Annotated in this window: 10 protein-coding genes, 1 tRNA gene and 2 pseudogenes; 4 read left to right on the top strand and 9 right to left on the bottom strand. The window is 69.0% G+C overall.

The features are described 5' to 3' along the window. The coding region (locus ACWEKM_RS33260) for a DUF3662 domain-containing protein (RefSeq protein ID WP_451624980.1) at positions 1 to 515 on the bottom strand (515 nt) is incomplete at its 3' end. A 383-nt stretch (positions 516 to 898) separates the two neighbouring features. Between ACWEKM_RS33260 and ACWEKM_RS33255 the strand changes: the two genes are divergently transcribed. Then, positions 899 to 982 (top strand) — tRNA-Leu (locus ACWEKM_RS33255). A 204-nt stretch (positions 983 to 1,186) separates the two neighbouring features. On the opposite strand, the gene ACWEKM_RS33250 is transcribed toward ACWEKM_RS33255, so the two are convergent. The 8 genes and pseudogenes from ACWEKM_RS33250 to ACWEKM_RS33215 form a co-directional block, all read right to left on the bottom strand. After that, the gene (locus ACWEKM_RS33250) at positions 1,187 to 1,735 is read right to left on the bottom strand and encodes a hypothetical protein (protein ID WP_451624979.1); all 549 of its coding nucleotides are present in this window, start codon (positions 1,733 to 1,735) and stop codon (positions 1,187 to 1,189) included. A gap of 147 nt (positions 1,736 to 1,882) precedes the next feature. Further along, complete coding sequence (locus ACWEKM_RS33245) at positions 1,883 to 2,152, bottom strand: hypothetical protein (RefSeq protein WP_307627757.1); 270 nt, start codon at positions 2,150 to 2,152, stop codon at positions 1,883 to 1,885. A 143-nt stretch (positions 2,153 to 2,295) separates the two neighbouring features. Next, positions 2,296 to 2,483 (bottom strand): annotated as a pseudogene (locus tag ACWEKM_RS33240) (hypothetical protein); the annotation flags it as partial. A 259-nt stretch (positions 2,484 to 2,742) separates the two neighbouring features. Next, entirely contained in the window at positions 2,743 to 6,045 is a 3,303-nt protein-coding gene (locus tag ACWEKM_RS33235; protein WP_451624978.1) for a DEAD/DEAH box helicase, read from the bottom strand. Between the two features lie 309 nt (positions 6,046 to 6,354). Beyond that, a complete protein-coding gene (locus ACWEKM_RS33230; RefSeq protein WP_451624977.1) occupies positions 6,355 to 7,503 on the bottom strand; it encodes a Wadjet anti-phage system protein JetD domain-containing protein in 1,149 nt (382 codons plus the stop codon). Beyond that, positions 7,500 to 7,850: pseudogene (locus tag ACWEKM_RS33225) on the bottom strand (hypothetical protein); the annotation flags it as partial. The pseudogene ACWEKM_RS33225 and the gene ACWEKM_RS33230, both read right to left, overlap by 4 nt. 105 nt (positions 7,851 to 7,955) lie before the next feature. Continuing rightward, positions 7,956 to 8,360 (bottom strand): hypothetical protein, encoded by a 405-nt coding sequence (locus ACWEKM_RS33220; protein WP_451624976.1) that lies wholly within the window; start codon positions 8,358 to 8,360, stop codon positions 7,956 to 7,958. Positions 8,361 to 8,771: 411 nt separating this feature from the next. Then, the gene (locus ACWEKM_RS33215) at positions 8,772 to 10,280 is read right to left on the bottom strand and encodes a hypothetical protein (RefSeq protein WP_451624975.1); all 1,509 of its coding nucleotides are present in this window, start codon (positions 10,278 to 10,280) and stop codon (positions 8,772 to 8,774) included. 1,157 nt (positions 10,281 to 11,437) lie between these two features. Here ACWEKM_RS33215 and ACWEKM_RS33210 point away from each other — a divergent pair. From ACWEKM_RS33210 to ACWEKM_RS33200, 3 genes are all read left to right on the top strand, one after another. After that, positions 11,438 to 12,421 carry a hypothetical protein gene (locus tag ACWEKM_RS33210; protein WP_451624974.1) on the top strand — a complete coding sequence of 328 codons (984 nt, stop codon included), beginning with the start codon at positions 11,438 to 11,440 and terminating at the stop codon, positions 12,419 to 12,421. Between the two features lie 1,687 nt (positions 12,422 to 14,108). Beyond that, entirely contained in the window at positions 14,109 to 15,455 is a 1,347-nt protein-coding gene (locus ACWEKM_RS33205; RefSeq protein ID WP_451624973.1) for an MFS transporter, read from the top strand. Between the two features lie 208 nt (positions 15,456 to 15,663). Further along, the gene (locus ACWEKM_RS33200) at positions 15,664 to 17,073 is read left to right on the top strand and encodes a DUF2252 domain-containing protein (protein WP_451624982.1); all 1,410 of its coding nucleotides are present in this window, start codon (positions 15,664 to 15,666) and stop codon (positions 17,071 to 17,073) included. Positions 17,074 to 17,198: the final 125 nt, after the last annotated feature.

Below are 17,198 nucleotides of genomic sequence, written 5' to 3'. Positions count from 1 at the left end.
CCGGGCGGCGGCGCGGACGGCATGGGGGGCGCTCCGGTGGGCGGAGCGGGCTGCGGGTAGCCGTAGCCGCCCGGGGCCGGGCCGGAGCCGGGGCCGGGGCGCCCGGCCGGTGCGCCGGGCGACGGGGCCTGCTGGCTGCTGGAGGAGGCGAGCGTACGGCTGCGGACCCGGTACAGACCGGTGTCCAGGTCGTCCGCCTTCTCCAGGTTGACCTTGATCGGCCCCATGAATGTGTAACGCTGCTGCTTGGCGTAGTCGCGCACCATGCCGGCCAGCTCGTCCCCGAGCTGGCCCGAGTAGGGGCTGAGACGCTCGTAGTCCGGGGCGCTCAGTTCCACGATGAAGTCGTTGGGGACGACGGTTCTGTCCCGGTTCCAGATGGTGGCGTTGTTGTCACACTCGCGCTGGAGTGCTCCGGCGATCTCCACGGGCTGGACCTCGGACTTGAACACCTTGGCGAAGGTGCCATTGACCAGACCTTCGAGACGCTGCTCGAACTTCTTCAGGACTCCCATGGGGCACCTCCTCCTTCGTTGCCGTGCTGCCCTGCCATACCGCTTGCGTGTACTGCTCTGCCTGGTACTGCTTTGATCGTATCCACGCTCCCGGCGGTGAGCCGGTTCCCCGGGCGGCCGCCCTTGGAACCACTCCCGTCAAGGATCGTAGAGGGGGGCGAGCACAAGTGTCCCGCACCCGACTGTGGACCAGGCCACCTCCTGGAGAGATGGCCTGGACCGGTACGAGGTTGATACGCGGACCGTCACGCCTTGAAACCGGGGCGATCCGGTGGGAGGGAGGGCTGGAACAAGCGAGGTGAGTCCACCCTGTCCACCGTGCTAATCTTCTGCATGTCGGAAGGCGCCGACCCCAAGGGGTGGAGCCGGAAGAAACACCCAATGCGCGGGTGGCGGAATAGGCAGACGCGCTGGATTCAGGTTCCAGTGCCCGCAAGGGCGTGGGGGTTCAACTCCCCCCTCGCGCACAACGGAGCACCGACGAAAGTGCTCTGGTAGCAACGACGAAACGGGCTCATCGCGATCACGATGAGCCCGTTTCGCTATGCCTGGGCAGGCCAGGTGCGGTGTGATGGTGCTTACATGCATGACTGCCCGGCGGCTGGCGAGCCGCCGGGCAGTCGATCTTTGTGGTTGTTGATCTTTAGTGGGTTTTTGAAGTGTGGGCAGTCTCACTCATCGGGCTCGGTCTTTTCTGGCTCGGTGACGTAGCCCTTGGGGGTCCAGGTGCCCAGTGGCTTGGTCTTGTGGCGGCGGGTGGGCCGGCGGTGGGGTCGGTCGCCGTGGAGGGCGATGGAGTTCGCCCAGGCGGTGAGTTTGCGGCGGTTGGCATGGGCGAGCTGGAAGGCCAGCAGAAGCGTCTGGGCGGCGATGCCGCGGATGCGGCGCGTGCCGGCGTCTTCGAGGCGTTCGTAGAGGCGGTCCTTGGCGTAGCCGTTGATCCCTTCGACGCTGTTGCGGAGCCGGAAGTAGACGCGCTGCCAGGTTTCGGAGCCGTATTGGAGGTGCTGCCACTGGTCTGCGCCGGACTCGGGCGGGACTGTGATGGTGCGCTGCTTGCAGCACGGGGGTGAGCCCGCGGGGCTGGGGGCGGGGTCGACGAGAGGCAGGTGGATGCCGCGGCCGAGGGTGTGCTTCTTGAGGGGGCACTGGGTGCGGCCCGCCTCGGCGGGGCACATCACGCGGCGGTGGCCCTCGGCGTCGGGGCGCTGCTTGGGCATGAAGAGGTAGGCGGCGCGGGCGCGGATGCGGTTGATCCAGGTTCAAGCTTCCAGAATCCGAGGTCGCCGCAGCGCCAGAAGTACTTCTCGAAGTCGGCGTAGTAGTCCTTGAGCGCCATGCGCTCGCCCACCGCACCGTGCAGCGGACTACGCATCCGGGATGTCCGCCTTGGCCGCGAGGATCGTCGCCCGGGGGATGATAACCAGCCGCTCTCCGGGATCGACCCGTACGTCGTCCGGAAGCCGCCCCTCGTAGGAAGCGGTCAGATCCGCACCGATGACCGCGACATCTCCGTTGTCCAGCTCCCACATGTCAGGGCAGCCGGTGTTCCCGGAAGTCTGCCCCAGCTCAAGAGACGACTTGCCCAGCCGCCGCGCGAAGGACGCTTCGGGATCGGCTTCCCACTTCTTCGCCATGTCTCCTCCAGGTGCCAGCATCTGATGAAGGGCCAGTTCTGAGCGTGACGACATTATCACCTAGAGTGTTTGTTCGACTTCGGGATTCCCGCTCCTTTGCGGCGGCGGGCGTGCAGTGCCCTACCCACCGGCGCGGTGGAGCAGTCACCCAGGATGCAGTCAGCGGTGATCAGGGCCTGCCGCCACCCGCCGATCGGAGCGATGGCGTCGAGTCGGCACGCCGGGCGTTGTCCAGCCACGCGCGTACCTGCCCCGGGCCACGGCCGTACCAGATGTTGGGATGCAGGACCGCGACAACCTGGTACTCGGCGGCTGGTAATTCGGCAACCAGTGCAGCACATTAATCCGTCTCCGGCGGCTTGCCGAGGACACATTGTGCACGATGCACAGGACGCGTCGGCAGCACGTGCGCGTGACCCATCGATCCGCGTCATCCCCCACGGGAACCCGCAGCCATCCTCCACCTCCGACCCGCTCCCTTGACGTTGTCGAAACTGTCCTGATCATTTGCCACGATGCCATCGACGCGCCTTCTGGGCAGATCGCACCGGGCAACCAATTTTGTCGCCCGTCTGCCTGCGCCCATCCGGTCACGTGCTGGCAGGGGGCCAGGCGTGGTGGTGGAGTTCGGCGGCGAGGGTGGTGAAGTGGCGCTGGTCGCGCCAGGCGTCGCGGTTGCCGATGACGAACAGGCGGCGTTTGGCCCGGCTGACGGCGACGTTGAGGAGGTTGGGGCGGGAGGCGGCCCAGGCGCGGGCGCCGGGGCGGGCGGGGTCCGTGCCGAGGATCAGGATGACGACGTCGGCTTCCTTGCCCTGGGTGGTGTGGACGGTGCCGACCCGGTCCATGGGGAGCAGGCCGCGGCAGACTTGTCGGGCGCCGGCGACGACGGCGCGGAAGGGGCTGATGACGTACACGTGCTTGGCGGGATCGATGCTGTCGGTGGCGGCAAGGCGTTCCAGGATCTGGCGCAGTGCCCGGCCTTCCTCCGGTATCCAGTGGCCTTCTGCCCGACTGGATACGACGTCCACCCAGGAGCTGGCAGGCGGATAGGTGAAGGGGCCGCGGTCGGGGGTGCCGTTGACCATGAGGCCGTCGTAGGCGATGGCGTTGCTGATGGTGAACATGGGGTCGTCGCAGCGGCGGTGTACGCGTAGCGGTGCGCCGACCCATACCTCGGTCGAGCCGTCGGGCAGTTCGGCGGGCAGCGTGGTGCCGAAGCGGTTGCCGCGGTCGGCCAGTTGCTGGACGGAGGTGCGGCCCGGCACCCATTCCTCGGCGATGCCGTAGTCGCGCCGGAGCGCCTGCTGGGCGGTCCAGGGCAGGGACACGACCGGCTCCAACTGCAGGGGGTCGCCGACCACCACGGCGTGCTGGGCGCGCCACATCGCGCCCACGGCCATCTGGGGAGTGGCCTGTCCGGCTTCGTCGATGAACAGCCAGCCGAGCGCCCCTCGGCCGACCCCGGCGAACACGCGGTCCAGGGAGGCGAAGGTCGTCGACACCACGGGGACGACCAGGAACAGGCTCTGCCAGGCGGCGCGCCGGGCAGGCTCGCCGAGCGTGGCAGGCGCGCCGCCGGTGACCACGTCCATGGCGGCCATGAGATTGGCTCGCATGGTCTTGGCGGTGCAGCGCAGGAACGCCTGGTGCAGGTCGAGCGCGGCGAAGAACAGCTCGGATCGGGCCTGGGTGATCTGCGGGTCGGCCCAGGGGGCGGACAGTTCCCGGGTGGTGTCGTCCGCGAGCCAGGAGTCATGAGGGACGTGCGCGCCCCAGGCGGCCCGGGCCTCGGACACCGTACGGTCAAAGGCCCGCGCATGCTCGACGGCACCGGTGAGGGCTTGCCGCCGTTCGCGGAGTTCGCCCTCGGCCCGGTCGGCGGCCGTCCGCGCCTGCCGGGCGGCCGAGTCGGTCTCCTGCCATGTTTTCTGGGCGTCCCGCTCCTGCGTGGCCAGGACCTGGTCCTCGGCGTGCCAGTCACGGGCGGCCCGGCCGAGGGTGCACACGATGATCCAGAAGCCGGGACGGCGGCTGGAATGCTCCCGGCGCCGTCCCTCGGCGCTGTCGCACGCCTGCTGATCCCGGGCCAGCGCCCGTTCAGCCGCTGACAATGCCTCCCGGCGCAGCGCGAGCCTGTCGTTGGCCTCAGCGACGGCCCGCTCCGCGGCCTCGACGGCCGCCCGGGCGGCAGGCACGGCGCGGAGCGCGGTGGCTGCGGCGTCTCGTTCGTCCCGTAGCTGCCGTACCTCGGCCAGCGCGGCCTGAAAGCGGTCCCTGGCGTCGCGCCACACGCCGGTCTGCGGTGTCGTGGCGTACATGCGCATCACCTGGGACAGCCCTTGGCCGCTGTCGCTCCAGGAACCCGGACGGCCGCGGCGCGCGGCGGTGGGAGTCCCCTGGTCGGTGCCCTTCTCCTTGCCGTGCCAGAAGCGGTTGACGAATTCGATGCGGTTCTTCCTGCTGCCCAGCCGGGCGGCGACGGCACCCCAGGCCGGGACACCCTTCAGCAGCCGGGTGGCCTGCTCGGCGAAGTAGTCGGCGTCCTCGCGCCAGTGCCCGCCCAGCGCGTCACGGGCCGGGATCTCGGTGGAGATGTTCTCCACCGCCCCGTTGTTCGCCGACGCCACGACCATCTCGAAGCCGGTGAACTCCGGCAGCAGCTCAGTGACGGTACGGGTGTACTCACCGCTCTTCCACCGGTGGACGGTCGGTGAGAACGCGGCCGACGGCAGCCGCAGCCCGGCCAGCCGCACCGCCCTTTCCACGACGAGGTCGGCGATGCTGTCGCGGAGCATGGTGGTCTTACCGGTACCCGGTGGCCCGTTGACGGCGAACAGGCCACCACCGCCCGCGAGTTCGGCCTTGATGGAGTTCACGGCGAACTGCTGACTCAACGCCAGCGGATGTGCGCTCTCCGCCGGCCAGCGGCCCAGCGGGGTGGCCCGAGGCTGCACCCCGGCCAGCGCCTCCTCCGGCCGCACCCGCAGATCGGTGCGCCTGGCCGTGTTCAGCTCCGCGCCCGGGGTCAGATACGCCTCAAGCGGTGCGCCGGTGCCAGCCACGGGCAGCGCCTTGGCCACCCGGTCCAGATCGGCGGCGATGAAGCTGTTCAGGAAGTCCTGCTGGTCGCTGTCCTCGGCCCGGTCCTCCCGAACCGCGACGGTTCGGACTCGCAGGCCGAACGGCCGCAGAGCATCTGCGACACCCCAGCGGGCCGCCAGGTCGCGAGTGAAGCTGATGAGATCCTCAGCACGGATGCGCCGGGCGCCCACAGGCGCCCCGGCCCGGTCCTCGTCCTCCTCGCTGTCGTCCTGCGGCACCGCCACGCCGCCCACGTCGGCGGCGGACAGCACAGAGCCGATGAACGACTCGTCACCGTCCGGCGCGCGGGCCGTCACCGGCACGGGCGGCTCCCCGAGTTCGGCGCCCCGGGCCAGCCACGGCTGTACGTCCTCCTCGAAGCCGTCCAGCCACCGCCCGCCGCCCGGGCCGGGGCTCAGCGTCCGGCCGGTCGCCCAGCCGCACGCCGAGAACACCGGGGAGTCCAGCAGCAGCCGACCGTCATCAGTGACCGTCAGCGCGAACAGCGCGGTATCGCCGTCCATCCGCCCGTCTACGTCCTCCTCGTCCCGGCCGAAGACCTCCAGCAGCGTGTCGCGGACGTCTGCCAGGGCGAAACAGCCTCCATAGACGATGTGCTGCCAGGCATATCCGGGATCCAGTGGAAGACTCCGTACGGGATGACCGTCCTCCCAAGGCAACGCACGATCCGCCGCGACCTCGTAGACCCGCTCCCGCAACGACACGGCCGGAACCTTCTGCGGGCTGAACAGTTCCACCGCCCGCCAGTACTCGATCACCGCAGCCCGGCGTCTCCGCTCGCCTGTCATCCCACCCCTGACATTCACCGGCCACGACCGGCCCAGGCTATAAGCCGTACCGCGCCTCGTGGCTGCCAGGTCCGTTATGGGGTGACCTTCAGTATCAGATCGAATCTCCGAAAGACTCCGACCGCAGTTGGCGGTCCACCGCCCCATCTGTTCCCTCCGCCTGCCCTCGTGAGCACGGAGCGGTACTTGTCCTATTCAGGACGTTACATATCTGGAAAGTGGCCTGATCCGTCCTTGCCAAGGGATGCCGCAGTCGATCGTGCTGGTTGCGTTCCTAGAAGGCTTACCCGGGGCTGAGGGAGAGTTCCTTCAGCGAATGTCCGCGTACCAGCCCGTGTTTCGTGTCAGGTAGCGGTATCCCACCCATTCCTGAGCGAGCCGTCTGCCCTCGACGAGAAGGTTCATGGTGTCCGCCCGGTGTTGTGCGGGAAGCCAGCTCGCCAGTTCCGCGGCCTCCGCCGCATCGGCCGGAGCTTCCTTGGCGATACGGGGCCGTCCCAGGCCCAGCAGTGCTTCGTACAGCACCTCGGTGGGTCGCACGGCGGGCAGGCCGAGGTGTGACGCGGTGTGGGAGGCCTTCAGCGGGATGCGTACGCCGCTGAGGTCCAGGTCGCCGAAGTAGCGGATCTCCGAAATGCGGTGTTCCGCGGTGATGGCCCGGACCGAGGCGCGGAAGGTGCTGCCCAGTCCCCAGGCGACGTATCCGAGACGGTGCTGTTCGGGAAGGCACTCGACGAGGGACCACCAGGTGGTCGCGTTCTCGACGACGAGCAGGACGTCACCGGTGCCGACCCGACGGTACCGGCCGTCCGTTTCCTCCAGCGGGAAGGTCTCCGTGAGCAGCGGTGGCGGCGGCCGGAAGGTCCGGATGATCTCATCCAACCGGTCCGGATCGGAGAAGAGGGGCCCGGACTTCAGCTCGTCGAAGGTCTTCTCGGGCATGGGGAAGTCGGTCTCGGAGCCGAAGGCGCCGAAGATCTCCAGGGCTCGCTCGCGGATCGGTACGGCGAACAGGTCCGGGTCGCTCTTGCGCCACAGGTTGAGGGCCGTGTAAGCGGCCCGCTGTTTGGGGGTGGCCCGCTGCCACTCCCGGGCGAGCCAGTTCAGTTCGTGATGCCAGCGTGGCATCGGCTCCTCGGCACGGACGGGACGTTCCTCCGGCAGGAGCCAGATCTTGACAGGCAGGGACACCTGATCGGGGGTTCTCTCCCGAAAAGCCTTGATCAGGCCGCGCTGCTCCAGGGCTTCGAGGCGATCGGCGAGTACGGCCGGCTCGAAGTCCCCTTCGGCATTGCGGTTGCGGATGGTTTGGAAAGCCTTCAGCACGGCCTCCAGCGGAATCTGCGTTCTGCTGTGCGCGCTGCGCTTGTTGTCCTTGGCCCACTGGCGCAGGAGTGCGAGGAGTTCACGTTCCCGCCGGGGCAGCTCGCTCGTTGCCGCCGGTGTCTCCTGCGTCATTCTCCGTCGCTCTTCGCGTCGCGGGTGAAGACCCTGGCGGCGGACAGACGTCCGGTCCCGTCCGCGGGAGCGAGGCGGTCGAGGTGGTTGCGGATCAGTTCGTCCACGATCAGGTACTGGCGCGCGGCCCTCAGGTCGGCGTCGTTGCGCAGCCGAATGATCAAGGGGAACTGTCCCAGCGCGTTCTCGTCGAAGAGCCCCGTGGTGTAGATGAGCTGGACGCCGAGCGCCTCCGCCACCGATCGCTGCAGGTCGAGCAGGTAGTCGGCGTTGGCCCGCCCGATGGGGTTGTCGAGGAAGAGGACGCCGGCGTGGCGGTCGCGTTTGCGGCCCTTGGCGTTGCGCCGCTGAGGTCGAGGGTCACGTCCTGGAACCGGGCGCTCGCCGGGCCGACCGAGCACAGGCGAACACGGGAGAGTTCGTAGATCATCGTGTGTTCCACGTCTGCGGCCTCAGTACAGCTTGCCGGGGTCGGAGACGGGCAGGATTCTGGTGGCGGTCGGTTCCGCCGTGGCACCGAGGCGCAGCAACTCGTCGTACGCCTCGACCGCCGCCAGTTCACGGACCTGCAGTTGGTAGCGGCCGGTCGTACGGTAGACCTTCACCGGGCGTTCGTCGTCCTCGGTCTCGGTCAGCATGCCCTGGTCGACCAGGTAGCGCAGGGCCTTGCCCACGATCGCCTCGGTGGACGGCGTGGCGACGCGGCCGTCGCTGGTCGAGCCGGCCTCGGGTCTGCGCTGGTACGCGCGCCAGGCACGCTCCAGTTCGAGGGCGCCGTCCATGGGGTCGCTGTTCTCCTCGGACCTGGCCACACGTTCGGACAATTCCTTGCAGGCATGACGTACCAGGTTGTCCACCGAGGAAACCGTGGCCTGGCCGACATAGCCGTCGTCGTCGAGGTCCTGGGGCCGTGGGAAACAGCAGGCGGCGATGGCGAGGTGTGCGATGCCGTGCAGTACCCGCTCCGACTCGCGCTGATTGGGTCTGGCGCGCCTGCCGGGCGTAGTGATCGAGTTTGGTCTCGAACACCGAGCCCGGCAGGGCTCCGAATACGGCGCCGGCGCGCTGGGTGACTCCGATGACCCGCAGCCCGAGGCCTGCCGCGCTCTTCTTCACCAGCTGCTCGAACGCCGGCTCTTCGTCGTAGCGACGGATGAGGGCTGCGTATTCGGCGTCCCTGTGCGGGCGCAACCTGGGCCGCAGGCCGTATCCGATGAGCTGCGTAGCCTCCTCGGCGTCGTGCTCGCTGTAGGTGCCGAGGACACCACTCATCGGTTGTCTCCTCCGGTGGTCTGCGTGGTGCGTGTCAGGTGATCGGCCGTGGCCCGGTCCACGAGCCGTGCTGTGGTGAGGAGCAGGTCGTCACCCTCGAAGCCCTGACTGTCCAGCCGGTTGCCGGCGTGCACGGCCAGCAGGACCTGATCGTCTCCGCGGCGCAGGGCCGTTCCGGTCTGCGGGCTGTATGCGTGCAGCGCCAGGAGCGCTACGAGTTCGGGAAGTTCGGGGTCGAGGGCTGCCGCCTCGTCCAGGAGATCGGACAACGTGCGTACCTCGTCCGGCAGATCGAGGAGTGCGTTGGCCTGCTCCCACTGACGGTCGGTGAAGCGCTTCTGCTCTTCCAGCTTCTCGAGGTCGAGATCTGGGACTTCACCTGCGAACTGAGTGCGCTGCGGTGCCGGGCGCAACAGCAGGGAAACGAGGGTGGCCAGGTCCGGAAGATCCCGGACGGCCGGTCCGACGGACTCGGTGAAGTAGCGGTCGACGGGGCCGGACACGTCGGCGACCGGCAGGCCGAGGGCGGGCATGAGCAGGTGGCCGTACAGGTCGATGGTCTGGCGCTGGGGCGCGTCGGAGAACTGCTGGCGATCCTGCTGCTCCCGGAAGAGGTCGCGGGCTCCCAGCAGGTGGGTCTGGAGCTTGATGTGGCGTCGGACGCAGTCCTCGACGATGTCGACGAGTTCTGCCGCGCGGCTCTTGCACACGGGCTCCTCTGCCTCGTCGCGCGCCTTGGCCATGTACTTCGCGATCGCCCGCTCGGCCTTGACCCGCTCCTCGACATGGGCGAGCGCGTCGTCGAGCAGTTTCGGGACCTTCTCCCGCCAGTCCACCACCTGTACGTTGCGCTTGGTCGCGTCCAACTGGACCCGGATCATCTCCCCGTACTGGATCGTACGGATGCGCGCCTGCTCGGCGACCAGCTTGGCGTCCGTCAGACGGCCCCGCTTGATCAGGTTGTCCAGTTTCACCTCGGCTGCGACCTGGGCAGACTCGACGTCGGTGTCCAGGGCGCCGACCAGGACGTTCAGTGCTTCGTCCGACGCACGCAGATACAGGCTTCCCGTGTCGTCCCTGCGCTCCTCGATGAGCTTGAAGTCGAAGGTGTGCACGCTGTAGATGCCCTCGGAGTCCACCGCTCCGTATGGCCGGCGGAAAGCGCGATCCACGTCCCCGAGATTGATAAGACTGTCCAGCACCCACGCCGCGACCCGAGCATGCTCCTGGGTGGAGCGCTGCGGAGCCTGCCGCGCGACGAACCGCTGGACCCGCTCCAGGACGTGCTGATGGCTGGCGCCCGTGTCGAAGTCCATGGCGATCGCAACCTGGTCGATGGTGTGCAGAGCGATCTCCGCCATCAGGTAGGCCTTCGCCTCGGCCCACTCGATCTTGCCCTTGTGGGCGTCGAGCTCATGCAGCGGAACGGTGCATGCCAGCGCCTTCGCTCTGCGGCTGAGGCCTTCGTCGACCGTGACGGCGGGCTCCCAGGTCTCATCTCGCACAGTTGGCACACTAACCTTCCACGATCACTCCGCTCTTGGGTTTTCTATGCTTATTTGTCTGTTCATTGTTGATGGATCGTGGGTGGCAGCGACCTTCCGCGGCTCCACTCCGTGTTGCCATGCCCGCACCACATTTCGGGTGGCCTTTCCACACTCGGGCATGGACCAGGAGCTGGAGCGAACTGCCCTCGTCGCCTTCCCAGGGCGTGGCGATCGCTCCTGGGCCGAGTTGCCCGACCAAGGAGAGACCGTTGGGAGAGTGCGCGAAGTCGTGGAGAACGCGCTCGACGCCTCGGGACAGACCGCGCTCTTCGACACTGAGCCTGCCGCGGACGGGGGCTCGCCACCGCCTGGGAGCGCCCACCCGCTGGCCGTGCTAAGAGGAGATGACGGAGGAAAGCGTCGTTCGTTGTCCCGGAGCCGGCCCCCGTCCCTGCGTTCTCCCGCGTCTACGGCGGCGCCTGTCACGGCTCTACCAGCCATGAGCCAGACCGGCGTCCGTTCGAGATGGTGTTCCGGAGTCCGAGACGGTGCTGCGCGTACACATGGTCGCTTGGATGCTCAGGCCCTTGACCCATGCGGATCGCGCGGACCATCCGGCGGTCCGCCTTCCGAGAGGCGAAAGCATGCTGGAGCAGGCGCCGGGCATATACGACCAACTCGTCCGCGTGGAAGCGAAGCTGACGGGTACCTTCGAGGACCTGGAACGGGCTGAGAGAGTCTTCGGCTGCCAGCCCTGGTGGGTCGTCCGTCGCCCGGCGAGGGCCGACTTCGCGGCGGACGATGACCAGGAGCACAAGGACCGGTACGTGTTCGAACTGTACGTTCCGGATGGTCCGGCCCGTCGGGCCGCGCGCGTGGCTGGGGACGAGGTCCAAGCGGTGGCCGACCGGGCGGGGATCCCTTTGTACGTCGAAGATAGGGATCCGCTCCGCCGCTCCCACCAGCCAAGGCCCGTGCGGTACGAGTGCAGGGCCGGCCGGACCGATGAGCCGCGATGGCGACTGCAGCTATCGGAGTGGGCGCGGCGCCTCGGCGCCCACGACACGGGCCGCGTTGTGACTGCCACAGAGGAGGTGGTCGTACATCGACTTTCCGAGGGCACGGCGCGGGCTCCCTACTTGGGGGTGGGAGCGCGGCACGGAAGTGGCGAGGGCATGACGGAAGCTGCCATCGGGCGCGCCCGCGTGACAGGGACAGTCGCGATGTACGCCGCCCTTGTGTGCGGCGTCCTGGCCGCGACGCTCACGGCGTGGTGGCTCACACTGCTCCTGCCAGCCTGCGCGGCTGCGGGCGTGACCGCCTATCACGCGCTCCGCAGGATGGACGGGACGCGGACAACCGCCGTCATCGTCACGATCGTGACGTGCTGGGCATTCCTCGCCGGGATGGGGATCGTACTGCTCTGGGGCGGCGACCAGGCAGGGGAAGTCGTCCTCGGCGCCGGCGGAATCCTCTTCGTAGGCAAGGGACTGCGCCTGCTCCTGCGTACCTGGAGCAGCAGGCGGATTCTGCTGACCCTGCTGGTTGCCCTGGTTCCGGTCCTACCGCCGTGGATGCTCGGCCTGGGGACGGTCAGCCATGCGTTCTACGCGGTCGGGTTCGGCATCCCGTCCGAGGACGTGGCGGTCCCGGACGCGCTCCGCGTACTGGCCGCGCTCTACGCGTTCAGCGTGATGCTCGTCGTTCTCCTCGTGGCGCTGGCCTGCTGGGGATATCTGAGGCACGGCTTTCCGTGGCTGCTCGACCGCGGCGTTGCAGTGATGCTCGCGGCGAGCGTGGTGGCGGCGGGAGGCGCGGTCTGGCTGTCCGCCGTCACAGACCCTGCGGTCGACGCTGCGAGCGCGGCGAAGGCGGACTGGGCTGACGGCCGTGTCCCCGGCCAGTACTGGGGTATCAAGGTCCGCCCGGTGTGCGTCACTCCGGTCGGCCCGCTCAGCGAACTTCCGGTGGACGGAGGGGAGCTGAATCCGTCCCGGGTCTACGCCTCCTTCGGCACCGTGGACGGCTGGGTGACGCTCTGGGACGCCGGGACAGAGGACGACTTCTCGGTGCTGGCCGACAAGGTGCGCGTGGTGCCGGCAGGTCCGGGAGAGCCCGGTGACGAGATACCCAGGTCCTGCGACGGCCGTGGTGTCTGACCAGGGGCCGAAGCTTTCTCTTGCACAGGACTGCTGCACCTCGCGCGGGCGTCCGCTCCGGTTACCCATCCAGCTATGCCTCAAGTGCAACGTTGACGTAGGCCACGCCCCTAGTCGCAGTGGCCGGGAGGGGATGCCGCAGCGATCGTCGGTCGTGGAGGAGGGGGAGAGACCCGGCGTTGTGCGTCAGAGGTCGTGTGTCAGCGGGGGAAGGACTCGTCGGGCGAGGTGTGGTCTGTCTGTCGACGGGCAGGTCGATGCCGCAGAGTGGGCCGAGGTCGTGTGCCGAGGTCGTGAGCGAAGCGCGCAGCTCCGACCGGCGCGCCGGTGGACTGGAGCAGCGGAGTCTATGGGCCGTTCGCCAGCATCGTTGCGGAAGTAACGCACGACCTTATCGAGCGATACAAGCACGTCCGCGAGGACACCAAGGTGTTCGTTCACGAGGCCAGGCAACGCGACGTATGGCTGGACATCCTCGAACTCTTCCCGGACCCGACGCCACCCCTGAGCCTCTGTCCGGGCCTCTGGCCTGGGCGGTGGGAAAACCGACGGCACAGCGCGGGAAACGATCTTCTCGCAGGGGTACATAGGCCCTGACCAGCGACTTCCGTCGGTGCCCCACAACAGTAGAGCACCAACGTCAGGTGTTCTTGAGCAGTGACGGAATGGTCCTCATCGTGATCACGATGAGGACTATTTCTTTTTGCTGTCGTAGCTGGGGGCAGGATCGGTGGTGCGGGTGCGTGCCTGGTCGGCCCGGGGCTCTGTGGCACCGGGCTGGGCTGTCCGCCGTGTGATTTTCCTGGCTGTGTGAGGTCTCTCTCACTGAGTGGTGAGGTGGCCCCGGGGAGTCGTGCTGCCGAGGGGATTGGTGGGTCGGCGGCGGGTGGGGCGTCGGCGTGGTGGGCGCCCGTCGGGCGGGATGGTGATCGACTACTGGGCGCAGATCTTGGCCGGTCCGGCGAGGCTCGGCTGGGGGTCGGCGGGGGGAGGCGGGGGCGCGGCCGGGGCTGGCGGGTTTGAGCGGGCATGGGACGAGTCCGGCGGTGGCAGGCAGGACCCGGATGGCGTTGGGGCCGGGGGCGTGGCCGGGTTTGTCCAGGGCGAAGCCGGTGACCGTGGTGGGTGGGATGCGGGGAGACGCGGGGATCGGTGGTGCCGTTGGGGCGGGGCGTCCCGTCATCAGATCGGCACCCCGCGCGGTAGCCGGGCGCCAGGCCCGTTCCGCCGGGCCGTGCTGGTCCTGCGCTGGTTCCGCGAGCGCGGCTGCGTGCGCTGCCTGGCCTGCGGCGCCGGCGTCTCTAGGGCCACCGCGGCGCAGGCATCGGCATCCTCGTCCGCCGCCCAAAAGGCAGATCCGAACGAGCACTTCACGTCGACATCCGCATGCTCAACACCCTGCTGCGGCGTGGCCGGACCCTCGGAGGGCGCGCCGCGTTGGCCATGGGCCGAAATCGCCTTTCGCGCAGCGTCGTCGAGGGCTAGGGTCCGGGGGCAGCGAGTAACCCACGAGGAGCCAAGTCATGCCCGGTCGTCCGAGCGCGCGTTGACGTCGTAGGCCGTCGTCGGCCTGTCATCGCGTGCTGCCCTTGATGTTGCGGCACAGCGAGCCTTTCCCGCCCGAACCGTAGGTGCGCCTTCGTGCGCCGGTGGGCGGGCCTCGTCGTCGGCAGCTCAAGGGGTCTCCGTGCCGTCCGCTGCTTCCGCCGTAACCGATTCCGATCGAGCTGTTCCGTCAAGCCTTTGGCGGGATGGCGACTTCCGCAGGCTCTGGGTGGGCCAGACGGCCTCCCAACTCGGTGAATGTGCAACTCTGGTGGTTCTGCCGCTGTTCGCCGTCCTGACGCTGCACGCCGGTGCCGGCCAGTTGGGAGTCCTTCGCGCGGTGGGGCAGGCGCCGATTCTGCTGCTCCCGCTCTTCGTCGGTGCGTGGGTGGACAGGTGGCGGGCCCGCACGGTGATGGTTCTGACGGACATCGGCCGAACCCTGGCACTGGGCGCCGCCGCCGCAGCCGGCCTCCTCGGTTGGCTCGGCCTGCCCGCGCTGCTCGTGGTCGCCTTCGCCGTCGGGGCGCTGTCCGTCTGCTTCGACGTGGCCTACCAGGCGTCTCTCGTACGACTGGTGAGACGCGATCAGCTGGTGCGGGGCAACAGCGCGCTCGAGGGCAGCCGGTCTGCGGCGCAGATCGTCGGTCCCGCCCTCGGCGGTGCGTTGGTGTCCCTGCTGTCGGCGCCGATCGCTGCCGCCTCCAGCGCGCTGTTCTTCGCGTTGTCGTTCCTGTCGATCCGGCGGATCCGTCGCTGCGAATCGATGCCGGAGCGCCCGGAACGTCCCTCTCGGGTATGGCGGCGGATCCATGACGGCCTCCGTTTTGTCATCAGCGAGACCTCGCTGCGGACCGTGTGCCTCGCCTCGGCCGCGTTCCAGTTCTCCTTCGCGGCCCTGATGACCGTCTATCTGCTCTTCCTGCCGCGGGAACTGCATCTGTCGGGCACTGCCGTCGGGTTTGCGCTCGCCGCAACGGGGCCAGGCGCGCTCCTGGGCTCGCTGCTGGCCGCCCGCCTGCCGATCCGGTTCGGCCATGGCGCCGTACTCGTGTCCGCGGCGGCACTCGCCGACGGCGTGTTCCTGTGCGTGCCCGCGCTGCACGGCTCCCCTGCGGTGACGATTCCCGCGCTCCTTGCGGTCAACTTTGTGTTCGGGACCGGCGGGCAGTTGGTGAATGTCACGGTCATGGCCGTCCGGCAGGCCGTCACTCCGGACGGGATGCAAGGCCGCGCGGCCGCGACGATCACGTTCGTCGGTATGGGACTGACTCCGCTCGGCTCTCTGCTCGGCGGATTTCTTGCGGAGGAGTGGGGGTTGCGCGCCAGCCTCCTGGCGACGGCCGCAGGCATGATGCTGTCCCCCCTGCTGATGACATTGTCCCCGCTCGCACGCCTGGGACGGATGCTTCCGGCCTCGCAGGACGCGCCGCCGAAGACCGCCCACCAGGGCACTCGTATAGACCCTGACCAGAGAGTTAGGCCCTGACCAAAGAGTGTCGTGGTGTGACGAGTCTCTCAGTGGGCCGTGGGGGTGCGTTGTCCACAACCCGGGGTGTTGACCTGGCGTTGTCCACAACCCGGGGTGTTGTCCACAGGGGCTGACGCGTCCGCGGTCACGGGCGGTACGGTCGGCACGAGTTGATGTTCGTGCGTGTTCGGGGGAGGCGTTCGCGGTGACCGAGGCTGGGGCGGAAATGACGGGTACGGTGGCCGGGGCGGGGCACAGGCTCCCCCGGGTGCGCGGCTTCGCCGGATGGCCCTCGCAGGGGTCGCCGAAGGCCGAGGGCAAGGCGCTTCGGGTGAGCGTGCCGCGCCACACGCACAGCACCCTGGATGTGGACGGTGGCCGCCCGGACGCGGTGAGCGAGGTCGAGGAGTCCAACCGGGGCCGCATCCCCGGCCTCGTACCGATACGGGTGGGCAGAATGGTGGCCACCCCCTTCGCCTTTCTGCGCGGCTCGGCGGGCCTCATGGCCTACGACCTGGCACGCACGCCCATGACCAGGATCGCCGCCCAGCTCTGCGGCGACGCGCACGCGGCCAACTTCGGCCTGTACGGCGACGCCCGTGGTGGCCTCGTCATCGACCTGAACGACTTCGACGAGACGGTGCACGGCCCCTGGGAGTGGGATCTCAAGCGGCTCGCGACCTCGCTGGTGCTGGCCGGCCGGGCGGCGGGCGCCGACGAGGACACCTGCCGCGCGGCGGCGTACGACACGGTGGGCGCCTACCGGCGCACCATGCGGTTGCTGGCCAAGCTGCCGGTCCTGGACGCGTGGAACGCCATCGCCGACGAGGAACTCGTCTCGCACACCGACGCCCACGATCTGCTGGGCACGCTGGAGCGGGTCTCGGAGAAGGCCCGCGCCAACACCAGCGGCCGGTTCGCGGCAAGATCGACCGAGGCCGTCGACGAGGGTGGCCGCCGGTTCGTCGACGCGCCGCCGGTGCTGCGGCGCATACCGGACGCCGAGGTGGCGGCGGTGGCGGCGTCCCTGGAGGCGTATGTGACGACTCTCTCCGAGGACCGACTGCCGCTGCTGGCCCGGCACGCGGTGCACGACGTGGCGTTCCGGGTGGTCGGCACGGGCAGCGTGGGCACCCGCTCCTATGTCGTCCTGCTCCTGGACCACCGCGGTGAGCCGCTGGTCCTGCAGGTGAAGGAGGCCCGTCCCTCGGCGCTGACCCCGCATCTCGCCACGGCCGGCTTCAAGACGCCGCCCGTCGACCACGAGGGCCGGCGGGTGGTGCTCGGCCAGAAGCGCATGCAGGTGGTCAGCGACATCCTGCTGGGCTGGACGACGGTCGATGGCCGTCCCTTCCAGGTCCGGCAGTTCCGCAACCGCAAGGGCAGCGTCGACCCGGCCGCGCTCGCCGCCGACCAGATCGACGACTACGGCCGTATGACCGGCGCCCTGCTGGCCCGTGCCCACTCGCACAGCGCCGACCCGCGCCTGATCGCCGGCTACTGCGGGAGAAGCGAGGAACTGGACGAGGCGATGGCCGAGTTCGCGGTCGCCTACGCCGACCGCACCGAGGCGGACCACGCGGAATTGGCGGCGGCGGTGCGGTCGGGGCGGATCGCGGCGGAGACCGGGGTGTGACGGAGACAAGGGTATGGCGGAGGGCAGGGTATGGCGGAGGGCAGGGTGCGACGGAGAGCGGGGTGCGACGGGCGGCGGGCGGCGAGGAAGCGCGGGACGAGAGAGCCGGTCCTCGGTGTTGCGGT

The sequence above is a fragment of the Streptomyces sp. NPDC004752 genome (assembly GCF_053601275.1).
This window is presented reverse-complemented; position numbering and strand designations above follow the sequence as displayed.

What these genes read in the sequence shown, in the direction of transcription:
- ACWEKM_RS33250 (WP_451624979.1), bottom strand. Translation starts at nt 1,735, where the DNA reads ATGCCCAAGCAGCGCCCCGACGCCGAGGGCCACCGCCGCGTGATGTGC.
- ACWEKM_RS33245 (WP_307627757.1), bottom strand. Translation starts at nt 2,152, where the DNA reads ATGGCGAAGAAGTGGGAAGCCGATCCCGAAGCGTCCTTCGCGCGGCGG.
- ACWEKM_RS33235 (WP_451624978.1), bottom strand. Translation starts at nt 6,045, where the DNA reads ATGACAGGCGAGCGGAGACGCCGGGCTGCGGTGATCGAGTACTGGCGG.
- ACWEKM_RS33230 (WP_451624977.1), bottom strand. Translation starts at nt 7,503, where the DNA reads ATGACGCAGGAGACACCGGCGGCAACGAGCGAGCTGCCCCGGCGGGAA.
- ACWEKM_RS33210 (WP_451624974.1), top strand. Translation starts at nt 11,438, where the DNA reads ATGACGGAAGCTGCCATCGGGCGCGCCCGCGTGACAGGGACAGTCGCG.
- ACWEKM_RS33200 (WP_451624982.1), top strand. Translation starts at nt 15,664, where the DNA reads ATGACGGGTACGGTGGCCGGGGCGGGGCACAGGCTCCCCCGGGTGCGC.